At 55.4% G+C, this 15,141-nt stretch carries 13 protein-coding genes; 7 read left to right on the top strand and 6 right to left on the bottom strand.

Going from position 1 to position 15,141, the window contains the following annotated elements; translation table 11 throughout:
* Nucleotides 1-25 precede the first annotated feature (25 nt).
* Both uspF and UTM25_RS07680 read right to left on the bottom strand, forming a co-directional pair.
* Nucleotides 26-460 carry a universal stress protein UspF gene (gene uspF, locus UTM25_RS07685; RefSeq protein ID WP_023292544.1) on the bottom strand — a complete coding sequence of 145 codons (435 nt, stop codon included), beginning with the start codon at nt 458-460 and terminating at the stop codon, nt 26-28.
* 244 nt (nt 461-704) lie between these two features.
* Nucleotides 705-1,376 carry an MgtC family protein gene (locus UTM25_RS07680; RefSeq protein ID WP_194399118.1) on the bottom strand — a complete coding sequence of 224 codons (672 nt, stop codon included), beginning with the start codon at nt 1,374-1,376 and terminating at the stop codon, nt 705-707.
* A gap of 457 nt (nt 1,377-1,833) precedes the next feature.
* Between UTM25_RS07680 and UTM25_RS07675 the strand changes: the two genes are divergently transcribed.
* Complete coding sequence (locus UTM25_RS07675) at nt 1,834-3,042, top strand: MFS transporter (protein ID WP_194399119.1); 1,209 nt, start codon at nt 1,834-1,836, stop codon at nt 3,040-3,042.
* Nucleotides 3,043-3,061: 19 nt separating this feature from the next.
* Here the strand turns inward: UTM25_RS07675 and UTM25_RS07670 are convergent, their stop codons facing one another.
* Nucleotides 3,062-4,051, bottom strand: coding sequence for a 2-hydroxyacid dehydrogenase (locus tag UTM25_RS07670; protein WP_008502392.1), 990 nt, complete (start codon nt 4,049-4,051; stop codon nt 3,062-3,064).
* 364 nt (nt 4,052-4,415) lie between these two features.
* Here UTM25_RS07670 and UTM25_RS07665 point away from each other — a divergent pair, with 364 nt between their 5' ends.
* From UTM25_RS07665 to UTM25_RS07645, 5 genes are all read left to right on the top strand, one after another.
* The gene (locus tag UTM25_RS07665) at nt 4,416-5,171 is read left to right on the top strand and encodes a DUF4225 domain-containing protein (protein ID WP_194399120.1); all 756 of its coding nucleotides are present in this window, start codon (nt 4,416-4,418) and stop codon (nt 5,169-5,171) included.
* Between the two features lie 2 nt (nt 5,172-5,173).
* Nucleotides 5,174-5,497, top strand: coding sequence for a hypothetical protein (locus tag UTM25_RS07660; RefSeq protein WP_033145413.1), 324 nt, complete (start codon nt 5,174-5,176; stop codon nt 5,495-5,497).
* A gap of 213 nt (nt 5,498-5,710) precedes the next feature.
* Nucleotides 5,711-8,350, top strand: coding sequence for a YdbH family protein (locus UTM25_RS07655; protein WP_194399121.1), 2,640 nt, complete (start codon nt 5,711-5,713; stop codon nt 8,348-8,350).
* Nucleotides 8,347-8,532, top strand: a complete 186-nt coding sequence (locus UTM25_RS07650) for a YnbE family lipoprotein (protein ID WP_080327221.1) — start codon at nt 8,347-8,349, stop codon at nt 8,530-8,532. Before UTM25_RS07655 ends, UTM25_RS07650 begins: the two co-directional genes overlap by 4 nt.
* Before the next feature lie 7 nt (nt 8,533-8,539).
* Nucleotides 8,540-8,857, top strand: a complete 318-nt coding sequence (locus UTM25_RS07645; protein WP_023311566.1) for a YdbL family protein — start codon at nt 8,540-8,542, stop codon at nt 8,855-8,857.
* Here UTM25_RS07645 and feaR read toward each other — a convergent pair whose 3' ends face one another.
* A complete protein-coding gene (gene feaR, locus UTM25_RS07640; protein ID WP_320714608.1) occupies nt 8,858-9,766 on the bottom strand; it encodes a transcriptional regulator FeaR in 909 nt (302 codons plus the stop codon).
* Nucleotides 9,767-10,007: 241 nt separating this feature from the next.
* On the opposite strand from feaR, the gene UTM25_RS07635 reads away from it, so the two are divergent.
* Nucleotides 10,008-11,507, top strand: a complete 1,500-nt coding sequence (locus tag UTM25_RS07635) for an aldehyde dehydrogenase family protein (RefSeq protein WP_194399122.1) — start codon at nt 10,008-10,010, stop codon at nt 11,505-11,507.
* 40 nt (nt 11,508-11,547) lie between these two features.
* Here the strand turns inward: UTM25_RS07635 and UTM25_RS07630 are convergent, their stop codons facing one another.
* Nucleotides 11,548-12,654 (bottom strand): GGDEF domain-containing protein, encoded by a 1,107-nt coding sequence (locus tag UTM25_RS07630; protein ID WP_194399123.1) that lies wholly within the window; start codon nt 12,652-12,654, stop codon nt 11,548-11,550.
* A 120-nt stretch (nt 12,655-12,774) separates the two neighbouring features.
* A complete protein-coding gene (tynA, locus tag UTM25_RS07625) occupies nt 12,775-15,051 on the bottom strand; it encodes a primary-amine oxidase (RefSeq protein ID WP_194399124.1) in 2,277 nt (758 codons plus the stop codon).
* Between the last annotated feature and the right edge of the window lie 90 nt (nt 15,052-15,141).

Below are 15,141 nucleotides of genomic sequence, written 5' to 3'. Positions count from 1 at the left end.
AAACCGGGCATGTCGCCCGGTTTTTTTATCTTACAACCAGCACAGGGCATTTCGCATGCCGAACCACTGCCGCAGCGTTCGAACCCAACAGATACGTCGATATGTCAGGTTTGTGGGAAGCGATGATAATCAGGTCGGCATCGATCGTGTCAGCGAGCTTAAGGATTTGATCCTTTGGAGATCCCGTCACGGCGTGAGTCTGTATCTTGTCGGGAGGAATTTTGAATTGCTTAACGATTTCATCCAGCTTCGCTAAGGCCGCGTGCTGGAACTCTTTCAGCTTCGGCATTTCTACCGAGTAGGCCAGGCCTAATGATGAATAATACGGAAGCGATGGAATAACAGTAAGAAAGTGAACTTTAGCTGTGTTAAGTGCTGTATGTGCCTGAACGAAGGGGATAACCATGTGCGTCAGGCTATCCTCCGAAATGTCAATTGGAACCAAAATTGAGTTATACATTTGTCCCTCCTGAGTGTTTTTCACACAATTCAGGGTAGACCGTTAATTTCAGGAAAACAGAGAGCAAGCTGTCATAACGGGGACAAATTTCGTTTATGTGATAGGCGTACAGTCGAACATGCCATGATCTCGTCAACGTGGCGTGACAACGAACAGGGGCATTCGGGGATGAATCTCTCCGCGTCACGGTCCGTTTTCTGCTAAACGCCAAAGCCTGAACCGGGCGTAACGCCCGGTTTAGTATTTATATTGCGTGAAAGCTGACGGACGCGATAATTTTATTCCCGCCCATATTCCCCATAATCAGATCGAGTAATTTTCGGTATTCCTCCCGGGTCATAACCTCCGCGCGAATTTCAGTTTTACCTTCTGTTTGCGCAGTAGCGGAATAAATCGCTTTCAGACTTAACGTCAACTCTTTCGCCATGTTTACGACGCTTTGCCGCACCGCATCTTCATGCTCATCATTACAGGTGATTTTAAGGACATAGCATTTTTCGCCTTCATGTAGCACGGGCAATTGATTAATTCGCTGCGCGGCTTCGCGAAGCAAAATGTTGGCGCAGAGAATAATTAGGCTGGCCATGGCGGCATTCCAGAACTGGCCTAATCCGCACAGCACGCCAATTCCGGCCGAGCACCACAGCGTTGCGGCGGTATTCAGACCACGAATATTCATTCCTTCACGCATAATGACGCCAGCGCCAAGAAAGCCGATTCCGGAGACAATCTGCGCTGCGATACGCCCCGGGCTATCAGGAGAAGTCGATACCGAACTTAAAATGAACACTGCTGCACCCGTGGCAACCAGTGCATTGGTACGGAGCCCGGCCATACGCTGGCGCCACTGTCTTTCCGCGCCAATAATTGCGCCCAGCAGCATCGCTGCGAGCAGATGAGAGATATAAGGGAACATCAGCCTGTCGCCTGTTAACGTTATTAAATAATAAGCGTCAGTGCTTTGCTAAGCACATCATAACGCCGTTTAAATGCTAAGCGTGTCAGGACAACGGTGGCGGAAAGAGTGAATGTGTAAACATGAACATCGCGATGCCCCACAAATTGAGCGGTTTTACTATTTCGGGATACAATCGCTTAAAGAGGATTGCTGCCCACCGTTTAAGGTAAGCAGCGAGAAAATTGCGCTAGCTTACCTTCGTATCGACTATAAAATAACTTTCCAACGAAGGACTCCTGTGAAAATTTATTGCCAGTATAGTCAGGGCCGATAATGAGTAAAGCGAAAAAACAGCCTCCGTTATGAATTGTTTAAGTTCGGAGGGCATGTTTTTTAAGACGTCACCTGATTTTCAAAAATACCCGGTATACTACATTTTCTTTTTTACAGGCGATAACAGACAAAGGCAGGCAGTATGTCTCTTCGTTCGCTGCGGGCATTATGCCTGACAAGTTTTTTCATTGCGGATGTCCGCGATGGCCTCGGTCCTTTTCTCGGTATTTTTCTGACCGAACGCCACTGGACCCCCGATGATATTGGCATCCTGATGACGGCAGGTGGGCTGGCGGGATTACTCGCTACGCTGCCGGCGGGATTCATCACCGACACCTCGCGCAGCAAGCGGACGGTGCTGGCGCTGGTGTGCCTGCTCATCACCCTTAGCACGCTCCTGCTCTGGTTTAGCCAGCAGAGCGCTGTTGTCGCCGTTTCGCAAATCGTCTCCGGTATCTGCGCGGCGTTTGTCGGGCCGCTGATCGCCGGAATTACGCTGGGGCTGACCGGCCAGAGCGGGTTCAGCGCGCAGATGGGCAGAAATGAGGCGTTCAATCACGGCGGCAACTTTGTCACCGCGCTGATTGCGGGCGGCATTGCCTGGTACTGGGGCGTCGGCGGGATTTTCCTGCTGATGACCTGTACCACGCTGTTAACGCTCTGCGCGCTGCTTGCCATTCGCAACGGAGATATCGATAACGACGCGGCGCGCGGACTCTCTTCTTCAGCGAGCCTGCCGGTTCCCGGCTTTGCCGTGCTGATTAAAAACCGGGCGCTGTTTGTGACCGGACTGACGCTGCTGCTGTTTCACCTGGCGAATGCCGCTCTGTTGCCGATGCTGAGCATGAGGGTGGCCGCGGCTCCCGCCTCGATCAACCCCGGTTTGTACGCGGCGGCCACCGTCATTATCTCGCAGGCCGTGATGATCCCCGTCGCCATCTGGGTCGCCCACCGAATAGACCGCTACGGCTACTGGCGCTTGATTATGCTGGCGCTGCTGGTGATGCCGGTGCGCGCGGGGCTGGCAGCATTCACGGACGCGCCGTTAATGATGATCCCGGTACAAATCCTCGACGGGCTGGCCGCAGGGATCCTTGGGGTTGTGGTTCCGTCGTTTATCGTGGTGCTGTTGCGCGGGAGCGGGCACGTCAATGCCGGGCAGAGCGTGGTGATGCTGATGCAGGGGGTTGGGGCATCCATGAGCCCGGCGTTAACCGGCACGATTGCGGGTCATTACTCATTTGCGGCGGCATTCAGCGTCCTGAGCGCGATTGCGCTGGTGGCCGTCCTGCTATGGTGGTGCTTTGCGCACCGGGCCTGGGAAACAGACAGTACACCGGGTGGAGCATAGCCGCCACCCGGCGTCACGCTTATGCCAGTTCGTTAGGGCACGCTTCACCCTTTTCCAGCTGCTGCAGGTTACCCAGCGTGGTTTCCGAAATGCTGATCAGCGCTTCGGCAGTCAGAAACGCCTGGTGTCCGGTAAACAGCACGTTATGACAGGCTGACAGGCGGCGGAACACGTCGTCCTGGATCACATCATTCGATTTGTCTTCAAAGAACAGATCGCGTTCGTTTTCATACACGTCCATTCCCAGCGCGCCAATTTTCTGGGTTTTGAGCGCTTCGATAGCGGCCTGAGAGTCAACCAGCCCGCCGCGGCTGGTGTTGATGATCATCACGCCATCTTTCATCTGGTCAAACGCCGCCTGGTTAAGCAGGTGGTAGTTCTCCGGCGTCAGCGGGCAGTGCAGGGAGATCACGTCAGACTGCGAGAACAGGGTTGGCAGGTCGACGTACTCCACGCCCAGATCCAGCGCAGCGGCGCTTGGGTACGGATCGAACGCCAGCAGACGCATGCCGAAGCCTTTCAGAATACGCAGGGCGGCGACGCCGATTTTACCGGTGCCGATCACGCCCGCGGTTTTGCCGTACATGGTGAAGCCGGTCAGCCCTTCCAGCGAGAAGTTGGCGTCACGGGTACGCTGATAAGCGCGGTGAATACGACGGTTGAGCGACATCATCATGCCAATCGCATGTTCAGCGACCGCTTCCGGGGAGTACGCCGGGACGCGCACCACCTTCAGACCCAGCTCTTTCGCCGCGTCAAGGTCCACGTTATTAAAGCCCGCGCAGCGCAGGGCGATATATTTCACGCCCTGTTTTTTCAACTCTTCCAGCACCGGACGACTGCCGTCGTCGTTAACAAAAATGCAGACGCCTTCACAGCCGTGCGCCGTTTTGGCGGTTTTTTCGGACAGCAGAAAGTCGAAAAATTCAAGCTCAAACCCGTAAGCCTCGTTAACATGTTGCAGATACTTTTTGTCGTACTGCTTTGTGCTATATACCGCGAGTTTCATAAGACTTTCTCCAGTGATTTTGCATTCACGTTAGCATGATTAAAATTATCTTACAATTTCTAAAATATTATTGAATTCAATAAGTTCTATCAATTATTCTAGAGCATATGTGCACTCTAACTCCATGATATTCATATCCACCGATTTCTTAAGCGGGATTGACACCCGCGATATGTCTGCTTGTTTTACTCTAAGGGTGCTATGGGGGAGACTAAAGTCACAACAAGTGCGTATGTTTGGGTAAGTGGTTTCCCAATGCTTGAAAATGTGACTACCTTTAGCTGTTAAAATGACGTAGCTCTTTGAATGTACTAACATTGAAGGTAGTATTACTACTATCATTTTAAAATGACAGGGAGACCGAATGTACAACCATAATCGGGATAAAAGTCATTTCGAAGAGAAAGTCTTAGAGATTGAAAATCTTGCGCAGCGAATTGCCACAAAGCATTTGCTTTATGGTACCGCTGGTATGTTTTTCGAAACTCAACAACTTGTTGCTCACCTGAGAAGGGAGATCCAGTCGCATTGCTTGACCTGGTCAGGCGGGATTCAATTACTTGATGAACAGATACATCATCTTAAGGAACAGGATGATTTACTCACCTTCAATAAAGCTAAGTTATTTATTGTTGTTGAAAAAAACCGGACAACAACGACGACTTTAGCGCTTAAACAGATCGGTTTCGTTGCCGGTGGGGCGCAAGTGTATGGGGGCGCTAGTTTATGCGTCGGTTCGCTGGGTCTGGCCTGTGCTGCGTATGGTGCACCTATGATTACTCATGGGCTAAACAACATGTATGAAAATGGATACTATCTTCTTTATCGTGAAGATCGGTCTGGCACGCTAAGAGATGCTTATCGTTACGCAGCAGCGAAACTCGGCTATGGGGATAATGAAGCTGATATTGTCTATGGTGCAGTTGATATCTCTTTATCAGCCTATGGCGCGGGCAGGAGAGTACTGGCTCCCAGAGAAAAATCCTGGAGTCTGTTTCGCAACATCGAATCTGATTATATCAGAGGATGGCAAGAGGCTTCTAAAACAGCGATGGCTCTGGATTTAACCAGTGGAAGCGTCACAGGTTGGCAGATGTACCAGATAGCTAAAGAGAATTAATTATGTCGGAACAATTCGAGTTGTCATTAACCCCACCGATTCTACCTGCCGTATGCTATTTTATTGTATCTATTGTCATTTTTTTCTTGTTGTATCTCGGGAAACTCAAGGTCAACAGGCTTCATAAATATCCTCTGTTCATTGCCTATACGCTATTTGTGATAGCCATCGCAGCCATTCAAATTAACGTTTTTGCCAACGGCTATGAGTTTGTTAGCGGTTTTTTACATATTGATTTTGATCCCTGGCGGTACGACTCGGTGTATTGGGGGTCATTGATATTCGCCATGCTTTACCTGCTGGCAATGCCACGGAATAGGTATTAATGTCGCGAATCTGCTCTGCGATTATTCTTGAACTTATGCGTAACCAATTGAACCGAAGCTATATTCTTTAGGTTACGCATAGCAAAAAATTACCGCTTACTATTACAGCATCTATTCTTAACTTGGCGTCAACTTCAACTGACTGGCTAAACATGCGACAATGATCGGCACTGCCGGCTTAATTCTTTCGCTAAATCAGGATATTAACTGCCCATGAAGGGTAAATACAAAGCCGCTCTTGCGCTTTTACTGCTGTTCATATTGTTGCCGCTGACGCTGCTGATGACGCTCGCTCAGTGGGTACCGACGCTCGCCGGGATTTGGCTGCCCGTCGGGACGCGCATCGCTTTCGAAGAGAGTCCGAAACTTACCCGCCACGCGCTGGCGATCCCCGATCTTCGCTATCTGGTGGAAGATTGCGAAATTGCCCGTATCGAAAACGTGACGCTGTCACATCCGAGCCGCTGGAAGCTGGATATCGGCGCGCTGGATCTTAACTCCGTCTGTCTGAGCAAAATTCCCCAGTCTGCGCCCTCAACGGTCGCCCCCAAAACGCTGGCCCAGTGGCAGGCGGTATTACCGAATACCTGGATCACGGTTCACCGTCTGACGCTGTCGCCCTGGCAGCAGTGGCAGGGCGAGCTGCATGCGTCGCTGACGCCGTCCATTCAGGAGATCGCCTATAAAGGCGAACAGGTCAGCATTAAAGGCACGCTTCGCGGCCAGACGCTCTCGGTCAGCCAGTTCGATGTTCAACTCCCGGACCAGCCGCAGCCGATTAAGCTGGTGGGCGAGTTTACCTTGCCGCTGGTGCCGGACGGCGTGCCGGTGAAAGGCCACGCGGTCGCGACCTTTAACGTGCCACAGTTAACGTCTTTGGTCGATGCCGATCTGGACTGGGAAGACAATCAGGGACAGCTGGTGGTGATGGCGCGGGACAACCCCGATCCGCTGCTCGACCTGCCGTGGCAGATCACGGCGGAACAGCTGAACATCAGCGACGGGCGCTGGAACTGGGATCTTTCGGGTATGCCGCTGAGCGGTCGCGTTTCGCTTCGTGCCGACAACTGGCAGCAGGGGCTGGATAAAACCACCCTGACCGGACGGCTGAACGTGCTGACCCAGGGTGACGCGGGGAAAGGCAACGCGGTACTGAATATTGGGCCCGGCAGGCTCAGCATGGAAAACAGCGACATGCCCCTGCATCTCAGCGGCGAGGCGAAGCTAAACGATCTTATCCTTTACGCCAAATTGCCCGCAACGCTGACCGGCAGCCTGTATGAACCGCAGCTGGCCTTTGAGCCGGGCGCGCTGCTCCGCTCGCGCGGGCGCATCATTGACTCACTCGATATCGATGAAATCCGCTGGCCGCTGGCGGGCGTGAAGCTGACGCAGAAGGGCGTGGACGGGCGTCTACAGGCGATTCTGCGCGCCCATGAAAACCAGATGGGCGATTTTGAACTCCACCTGGACGGCCAGGCCAACGACTTTTTACCCGACAACGGCCTGTGGCAGTGGCGCTACTGGGGGAAAGGCGGTTTTACGCCGATGCATGCCCGCTGGGACGTCGCCGGGAAAGGCGAGTGGCGCGACAACGTGATTGAGCTGACGGCGCTCTCCACCGGTTTTGACAAGCTCCAGTACGGTACGATGGAGGTCAGCAAGCCGCGTCTGGTGCTGGATCAACCTGTGCGCTGGTTGCGTGACCCCGAAAAACCGGCCTTCAGCGGCGCGCTGTCGCTCAATGCCGGGCAAACCCTGTTCTCCGGCGGCAGCGCGTTGCCGCCCTCGGTCCTGACCTTCAGCGTCGACGGCACCGACCCGACCATTTTCCAGTTTAAGGGCGACCTCCATGCGGACAAAATCGGCCCGGTACAGGTGAACGGTCGTTGGGATGGCGTACGTCTTCGCGGGCAGGCCTGGTGGCCGAAACAATCGCTCACCGTGTTCCAGCCTTTGATTCCGCCGGACTGGAAAATGACGCTGCGCGACGGGGAGCTTTACGCTCAGGTCGCCTTTTCGGCGGCGGCCGATCAGGGCTTTGAAGCGGGCGGGCACGGCGTGCTGAAATCCGGCAGCGTCTGGATGCCGGATAACCAAATTAACGGCGTCGATTTTGTGCTGCCGTTCCGCTTCAGCGAGGGAACCTGGTCTCTCGGCACGCGCGGTCCGGTCACGTTGCGCATAGGTGAAGTGGAAAATCTGGTGACCGCGCGCAACATTACCGCCGATCTACAGGGGGACTATCCCTGGACGGAGGATAATCCGCTGCTGCTCACTAACGTGAAGGTGGAAACCCTCGGCGGGAAGATCACCATGCAGCAGCTTCGGATGCCGCAGCACGATCCGGCCCTGCTGCGCGTGGACAATATCTCCTCCAGCGAGCTGATCGGCGCCGTCAATCCGAAGCAGTTTGCCATGTCGGGGCCGGTTAGCGGGGCGCTGCCGTTCTGGCTGGACAATGAAAAATGGATCATTAAAGATGGCTGGCTGACCAACCCGGGGCCCATGACGCTGCGCATCGACAAAGATACGGCAGACGCCATCGTGAAGGATAATATGGTTGCGGGCGCGGCGATTAACTGGCTTCGCTATATGGAAATTTCGCGTTCGTGGACGAGAATCAATTTAGATAACCTGGGGGAATTAACCATGCAGGCGACCATCAAGGGGACCAGCCGGGTGGATGGCAAAAGCAGCTCCGTCAACCTGAACTATACCCATGATGAGAATGTCTTTACCCTCTGGCGCAGCCTGCGTTTTGGGGACAACCTGCAAACCTGGTTTGAGCAACACACGGCGATACCTGCTCCCCGCAGTTCGACTGGCAAGGAAAGTGAGGAACAACAATGAAAAAGATGGCTGGTGCGCTCACCGTTGCCGCGCTACTGACCGGCTGTACGCCGCGCATTGAAGTCGCTGCGCCAAAGGAGCCGATTACCATCAATATGAATGTCAAAATTGAACATGAGATCCATATCAAGGTCGATAAAGACGTTGAAACTCTGCTGAAATCGCGCAGCGATCTGTTCTGAGGATGCCATGAAACGATTAGCTCTGATTTTACTGGCGCTGGGGATGAACGTGCAGGCGGCTGCGCTGACCTTAAACGATGCCCGGGCGCAGGGGCGCGTGGGGGAAACCCTGAGCGGCTATCTTGCCCCGATTCAACAGGACGCGGAAACGCTGGCGCTGGTCAATCGTATCAATGCGGCGCGCGCGGAAAACTACCAGAAGCTGGCTGACAGCAATAATTTGCCGGTCGATGAAGTGGCTAAAATGGCCGGTCAGAAACTGGTTGCCCGCGCGCAGCCGGGCGAATACGTGAAGGGAATTAACGGAAAATGGCTCAAAAAGTAGTTAGCGGTAGCGCCTGCGGTATTCACCCGGCGAGACGCCAAAACGCTGCTTAAACGCCGTAGAAAAATGGCTATGGTCGGTGAACCCCCAGCTGTAGCCAATACCCGCCAGCTTTTCATCATCACCGGTAGATTGCAGTGCCTGCGCGCAGAGATCCAGACGACGGTTTTTGATGTACTGCGCCACCACTAGCCCCTTCTCGGCAAACATGCGGTAAAGGCTGCGCACGGACATGCCGCTCTCGGCGGCAATCCATTCCGGGCGCAGCGATTCAGACTGAATATGGTCGTCAATCAGCGCCACTACGTGCTGGAACTGGCGCTCCTTGCGCGGCTGAATGATTTCACGCTGCTGGAATGCGGGGCGCAGCAGGCAGATCATCGCTTCGAGCGCCGCTTCGTTTTCGCGGTCACTCAGGTCGGCATTGCTCATGCTCTCCATCAGCAGGCGATGGCTCAGCTGTACCGTGGGCAAGGTGCGGGAAAGGGCGGTCGCGCAGCTTATCTCCTGGAAGCGACACTGCTGCTCAATAATCTGACGGGGAACCAGCAGCGAAATCTGGCGGGATTTCTCCCGCCAGTTGATCGAGCAGGGACGCGACGCGTCAATCAGCGTGATATCACCGGTTCTGAGCAGCGCGCGACGGTCATCCTGCTCAATTTCCGCGCTGCCTTCGAGCTGGAACACGGTATAGAACCAGGCATCGTTACTCTGAGCGATCTCCTGACGGGAGCGGAACAGGTTTACGCCGCCTGCGGTCACGGTGCTGAGCTTCAGGCTGCGCGCATAGCTGGTCTCCAGCTCGCCGAAGAATTTCCCCCCGGTGGGCTGCGCGTTAAAACGCCCGCAAACCTGGTTAATTTGCGCCAGCCACTGCTGATACTGGTCCTGCTCGCTTGCACACGCCATCGTTTCTCTCACTGCACCGTCAACGTTTTCGCATTGTTGCATTTGTGTTGCATTTTGTCAGAGCTATGAGGCTGACTATAGGAAAGAACACTCACCGGTAACAGCGATATAAGCGGCAATTATCGCGATTTGCGGAGCCTGTCACAGGTGGCAAAGCGAATGTCACAGAGACAAAAGCGAGAACGCAAAACCCCACTTAGACTGGATGGAGACCCTGCGAAGAATAACGAAGGAGTATCCTATGTCTGAATCACAGGTGGCCATTCAGCCTGCCGTACAACAATTTTTAGACCGACAGCATGGCCTGTGGATTGAAGGGCGTCAGGCCGCGTCGGACAGTGAAAAGCGGCTGAACGTCTTCAACCCGGCCACGGGCGAGGTCATTGCCTCGACTGCCGATGCCAGCGTCGACGACGTTGACCGTGCCGTCATGTCCGGCTGGCGCGCGTTTGTCGCCCGCAGCTGGGCCGGAAAACTGCCGGCGGAGCGCGAGCGGATCCTGCTTCATTTCGCCGATTTGGTCGAGCAGCACAGCGAAGAGCTGGCCCAGCTTGAAACGCTGGAGCAGGGCAAATCCATCAACATTTCCCGCCTGTTTGAAGTCGGCTGCACCCTGAACTGGATGCGCTATACCGCCGGGCTGACCACCAAAATTACGGGTAAAACCCTCGACCTTTCCATTCCGCTGCCGCAGGGCGCCCGCTATCAGGCGTGGACGCGTAAGGAGCCGGTTGGCGTGGTGGCCGGGATTGTGCCCTGGAACTTCCCGCTGATGATCGGGATGTGGAAAGTGATGCCAGCGCTGGCCGCGGGCTGCTCTATTGTCATCAAGCCGTCAGAGACCACGCCGCTGACCATGCTGCGCGTGGCGGAACTGGCCAGCGAAGCGGGCATCCCGGACGGGGTGTTCAACGTGGTGACCGGGAGCGGCGCGGTGTGCGGCGCAGCGCTGACCTCGCATCCGCATATTGCAAAGGTGAGCTTTACCGGCTCAACGGCGACGGGTAAGCAAATCGCCCGCGCGGCGGCGGACACGCTAACCGGGGTGACCCTGGAACTGGGCGGGAAAAACCCGGCCGTTGTACTGAAAGACGCGGACCCGGCGTGGGTGATCGAAGGCCTGATGACCGGCAGCTTCCTGAACCAGGGGCAGGTGTGCGCGGCGAGCTCGCGCATCTATATTGAAGCGCCGCTGTTTGACACGCTGGTCAGCGGGTTTGAGCTGGCGGTGAAATCCCTGAGCGTCGGGCCGGGCATGTCGCCGGAAGCGTTTATCAACCCGCTGGTGTCGCGCGCGCACTGCGACAAGGTGCAGACCTTCCTTGACGAAGCGAAGTCGCGCAGCGCGGAGCTAATCGTCGGTAACCGGGGGCCGGAAGGCAAAGGCTATTACGTTTCGCCTACGCTGGTGGTGAACCCGGATGCCTCACTGCGCCTGACCCGCGAAGAGGTGTTTGGCCCGGTCGTCAACCTGGTGCGCGTTGCCGACGGGGAAGAGGCGCTCCAGCTGGCAAACGACACCGAATATGGCCTGACGGCCAGCGTCTGGACGCAGAATATCAGCAAGGCGCTGGAGTACACCGACCGGCTGCAGGCGGGCACCGTCTGGGTGAACAGCCATACGCTGATTGACGCCAACCTGCCGTTCGGCGGCATGAAGCAGTCCGGCACCGGGCGTGACTTTGGCCCGGACTGGCTGGACGGCTGGTGTGAAACCAAGTCGGTTTGCGTGCGGTATTAAAAAACAAGCCGGGTGGCGGCTACGCTTTACCCGGCTTGATTTACAGCGACCACCGATCCCGCCCGGCCTCTTTCGCCCGGTACAGCGCCGCATCGGCGCGGGCGATGATCTCGGTGCCCGCTAACCCTTCCGCCATGCTTGCAATTCCCATGCTCACGGTGACACGATCGCTAACGGTTGACGCGCTGTGCGGTATAGCTTCTGTGCGCAGGCCGTCCTGAATACGTAAGGCCACCTTTTCAGCGATGTTTTCCGGGCAGTTAAACAGGATCACCACAAACTCCTCGCCGCCGTAGCGTGACACCACGTCGTCAGGCGTGCGCACCGACTGCTTCAGCACCCGCGCTACGCGCGTCAGGCAGTCGTCACCCGCCTGGTGCCCGTAGGTGTCGTTGTAGCGTTTGAAATAGTCGATATCCAGCATAATCACCGAGAAGGTTTTTTTCTGCTCAACCGCGTTCTCCAGCACCACCTCCATTTTCCGGCGATTGGCGGTTTTGGTTAACGGATCCTGATGCGCCAGCGCATCCAGCCTGGAGATCAGCAGCTGATTTTGCTGGTTACGTCGCCAGGCCTCGTCAAACCAGCTCAGCAGGATGAAACGCCCGCAGATCAGGATCAGCGAAAACACGCTCCAGATAACAAAAAAGTGAAGGTTGAGGCCATCGTTCCGTATCCAGCTTGCTACCGGCAGGGTGATCCAGAGCGGGAGCACAAAGGCGAGAAGTCCTTCAGGATAAAAATAGAGCGCCGTTAAGCCGGCGAGTAATAAAATGACGCACAGCGGCCAGACGTGCGGGAGCAGCAGCTGGGTGATAAACCAGAAGCAGGAGACCGACCAGATGGCGCTGCAGATAAACAGCACCACGCTGATGCCGGCGATGCGCCGCCAGGCCATCAGGATCAGCGCAGCTGAGAGAATGATAATGCCGAGCATGGAGGCATCGACCATTCTCGTCAGCTGCGGCGAGTGGGGATAAAGGGGATCGCTGGTATTAAGCAGGACGTGGCGAAGCAGAATCATCACCGCGAAGCTGATATTAACGAAGGCCAGCCACGGCAGGTTCATCGCCAGCCCGTGCATAACCATAGCATGGCGCGTTGGCCAGGTTGCCCGTTCAAGTGTCGGTTTTTTTCTTTTTTCCATAAAGCCCTTTCCCGTCCGGGGGATAAATCATGCAGGTGAGATATCAGTAACTATAAGCAAGCCAGGACGATCCTCAAATCCAGAGGCAAAAAAAACCGGGCATTGCGCCCGGTGCGTTATTTATTTCTGTTCGTCTTTCTTCTTCCCGAGCGTTGGCGTCTCATCGAAGAAGTTCCACGGTTTAAGCAGGGTATGCACCCATTCTGTCGGCATGATCGGCCACTCTTCCGCGCGGGCGACATGGGTGGTGCCGGTGGTCATCCAGACCACGTCATCCCGATCGTTGAGCGACTCGTTATCCTTGCTGTACTGCCCCAGGCCCGTGTCGTGTACGGAGCGGTTCGGGAATTTTCCTTCCGGGTAGAGCTCATCCGGGTGGTAACGAGTCACCCACAGCTGTTTGTCCATAAAGCTCAGGCGATGGTAAATCCACTCGTCCGGGGCAAATTTCGCGCCGGTTGCCACCGGGTGCGTACCGCCCGCGTAAGGGATAATCTGGTACGAGACCGGGTTGCCCATGCGGTTCTCTTTACCGGTGTTGCTCAGCAGCCGAATGGTGCCCGGGTCGAATTTCTGCGCCGCCTGCTGCTCGGTATCAATATCGTACTGATTGATCTGCATGGTGCTGGTGCGCGGGCCCCCGGCGGTATTCGGCTTCACTTCCGGATCCATCGCCACCAGCTTGTTATTGATGCCGTCCACGTCCATATCAAGACGGAAGTTGTAGATGTGCTGGTGCGTGGTGCCCACGATGTTATGGTCGATCAGCGTGCCGTATTTGGTGTCGTCTTTGGCGGTGGCGTCGTGCATGGTTTTCGCCTGAACGCCTTTCACCGCCTCGATACCCGTCGCGCCGGCATCAATGCCGATGGTGCCATTTTCATGGAACACCCAGTCAAAGATGTAATCGTAGTTGCCCACGGTACTCACCCAGCGCACCACCAGCTCGCGGCGCTCGGTGCTGACGTTTGGCTGGCCCATCTCCTGATGCTTGTATTCCGGCCCCGCGTAGCGTTCGAAAATGGCGATCGCGCGCGGGATCTCCATCGGCGCGCCGGTGTAGTCGGGAATGGTTTCATTGAGCATCACGGCGTTGGACGGCACGTCTTTACCGCGTACCAGCGGTGAGGTCAGGGTGCCCATACCGTAGTCGCCGGAATCCAGATAGGCTTTAAAGTACCAGCCCACGTCCGGATCGCCATAAGGGACGATCATGCCGCCGAGCGACCCCTGATACATAATCTGGCGCTTTTTGCCGTTGTCGTTATAGGTGACGGTTGAAATCATCGGACCGACGCGGGAGTCCAGGCTCAGGTGGAAATCCCAGTTCTGCCAGTGCACCATATCGCCGGTGATGGTGTAGTTCTTGCCTTCCGGCTCAGTGATGTTAAGCGGTTTTTTCGGCGTCTCAACGCGGTCGCGGCCATCATAGGGACGCGGGGTCATGGGAACCGGAACAACGGCGCCTTCTTCAATCTTCTGGATCTTTTTCTGTTCAAGATCGACCACGGCCACCAGGTTTTCAATCGGGTGCGCCCAGTAGTTGCCGTCGCCCACGTCCAGATAGCTCACCACCTTCAGCAGGCGATCTTCCTGCTTCAGGCCGTCTTTACCGTCGAAATAGCCGACGGTCAGCGGCGTGGTAATCACTTTTTTCGGGTCGGTGATACCGTGTTTTTTAAGCACTTCGGCGAACTCGGTGCTTTCGTTGATGATCTGCTGAACCGCGGTGAAATCATCCAGCAGCACCATGCCGTGCGCGTCTTTTACCGGTTCCCAGCGCAGGATTTTTTTATCCTTCAGGTCCACCACGCTTTCGATAACGTGCTTGCCATCGAGCATGACGATCTTCGCCTGACGCGGGGCATCCACTGCCGTACCGTTAAGCACAAAGTCCCACACTTTGGCTTTCTCCGGCTCTGCCAGGGCGATCTGGGTAAAGCGGGTATTCGGTTTAAAGTCCGCGGAGGCTTTCACAATCTCAACGGCCTGCTTAATTTCGTCCGCCGTTAGCGCGTTTAACGGGTGAGGGCGTTTTTCTACCTGGAAGGTCTGGTCAAGGCCGGACTGGAAAACGTCGTTGATGAAGGTATCGGAAATAAAGGCTTTCTTGCCTTTCATCACCACCGGCACCTCAAGCCTGAGGGTTTTACCGTTGACGATGGCGGTTTTTGCGCCCGGTTTGACCTTCACAAAGGCACCGTCTTTCGCAATGGTGAACATCTGTGCGTAATCATCCCACTGAACGTCCGCGCCAAAGTCCTGCAGCGTTTTGTCCATCGGGACCATATGCGCCTCACTGCCGTGGGCGAAAACAGGGGATTGCCAGGCGCAACACAGCGCAACGGCCATGGCCAGCGCCGTTCTACGGGCAGAAAAAGAAGAATTGCTTCCCATCGTAGACCTCATCTTGTTGTGTTTATACCCGTCATACTTCAAGTTGCAGGTGCTTTGGCTGCACTCACTCACCCCAGTCACGTACTTATG

This window comes from Enterobacter sp. 61D5, assembly GCF_034107965.1.
Taxonomy (GTDB): domain Bacteria; phylum Pseudomonadota; class Gammaproteobacteria; order Enterobacterales; family Enterobacteriaceae; genus Enterobacter; species Enterobacter cloacae_M.
The sequence above is the reverse complement of the archived record's forward strand: the minus strand, read 5'-3'. Positions and strand labels throughout refer to the sequence as shown.

Coding starts and splice junctions, on each gene's coding strand:
- uspF (WP_023292544.1), bottom strand. CDS start 460: ATGTATAACTCAATTTTGGTTCCAATTGACATTTCGGAGGATAGCCTG.
- UTM25_RS07680 (WP_194399118.1), bottom strand. CDS start 1,376: ATGTTCCCTTATATCTCTCATCTGCTCGCAGCGATGCTGCTGGGCGCA.
- UTM25_RS07675 (WP_194399119.1), top strand. CDS start 1,834: ATGTCTCTTCGTTCGCTGCGGGCATTATGCCTGACAAGTTTTTTCATT.
- UTM25_RS07670 (WP_008502392.1), bottom strand. CDS start 4,051: ATGAAACTCGCGGTATATAGCACAAAGCAGTACGACAAAAAGTATCTG.
- UTM25_RS07665 (WP_194399120.1), top strand. CDS start 4,416: ATGTACAACCATAATCGGGATAAAAGTCATTTCGAAGAGAAAGTCTTA.
- UTM25_RS07660 (WP_033145413.1), top strand. CDS start 5,174: ATGTCGGAACAATTCGAGTTGTCATTAACCCCACCGATTCTACCTGCC.
- UTM25_RS07655 (WP_194399121.1), top strand. CDS start 5,711: ATGAAGGGTAAATACAAAGCCGCTCTTGCGCTTTTACTGCTGTTCATA.
- UTM25_RS07650 (WP_080327221.1), top strand. CDS start 8,347: ATGAAAAAGATGGCTGGTGCGCTCACCGTTGCCGCGCTACTGACCGGC.
- UTM25_RS07645 (WP_023311566.1), top strand. CDS start 8,540: ATGAAACGATTAGCTCTGATTTTACTGGCGCTGGGGATGAACGTGCAG.
- feaR (WP_320714608.1), bottom strand. CDS start 9,766: ATGGCGTGTGCAAGCGAGCAGGACCAGTATCAGCAGTGGCTGGCGCAA.
- UTM25_RS07635 (WP_194399122.1), top strand. CDS start 10,008: ATGTCTGAATCACAGGTGGCCATTCAGCCTGCCGTACAACAATTTTTA.
- UTM25_RS07630 (WP_194399123.1), bottom strand. CDS start 12,654: ATGGAAAAAAGAAAAAAACCGACACTTGAACGGGCAACCTGGCCAACG.
- tynA (WP_194399124.1), bottom strand. CDS start 15,051: ATGGGAAGCAATTCTTCTTTTTCTGCCCGTAGAACGGCGCTGGCCATG.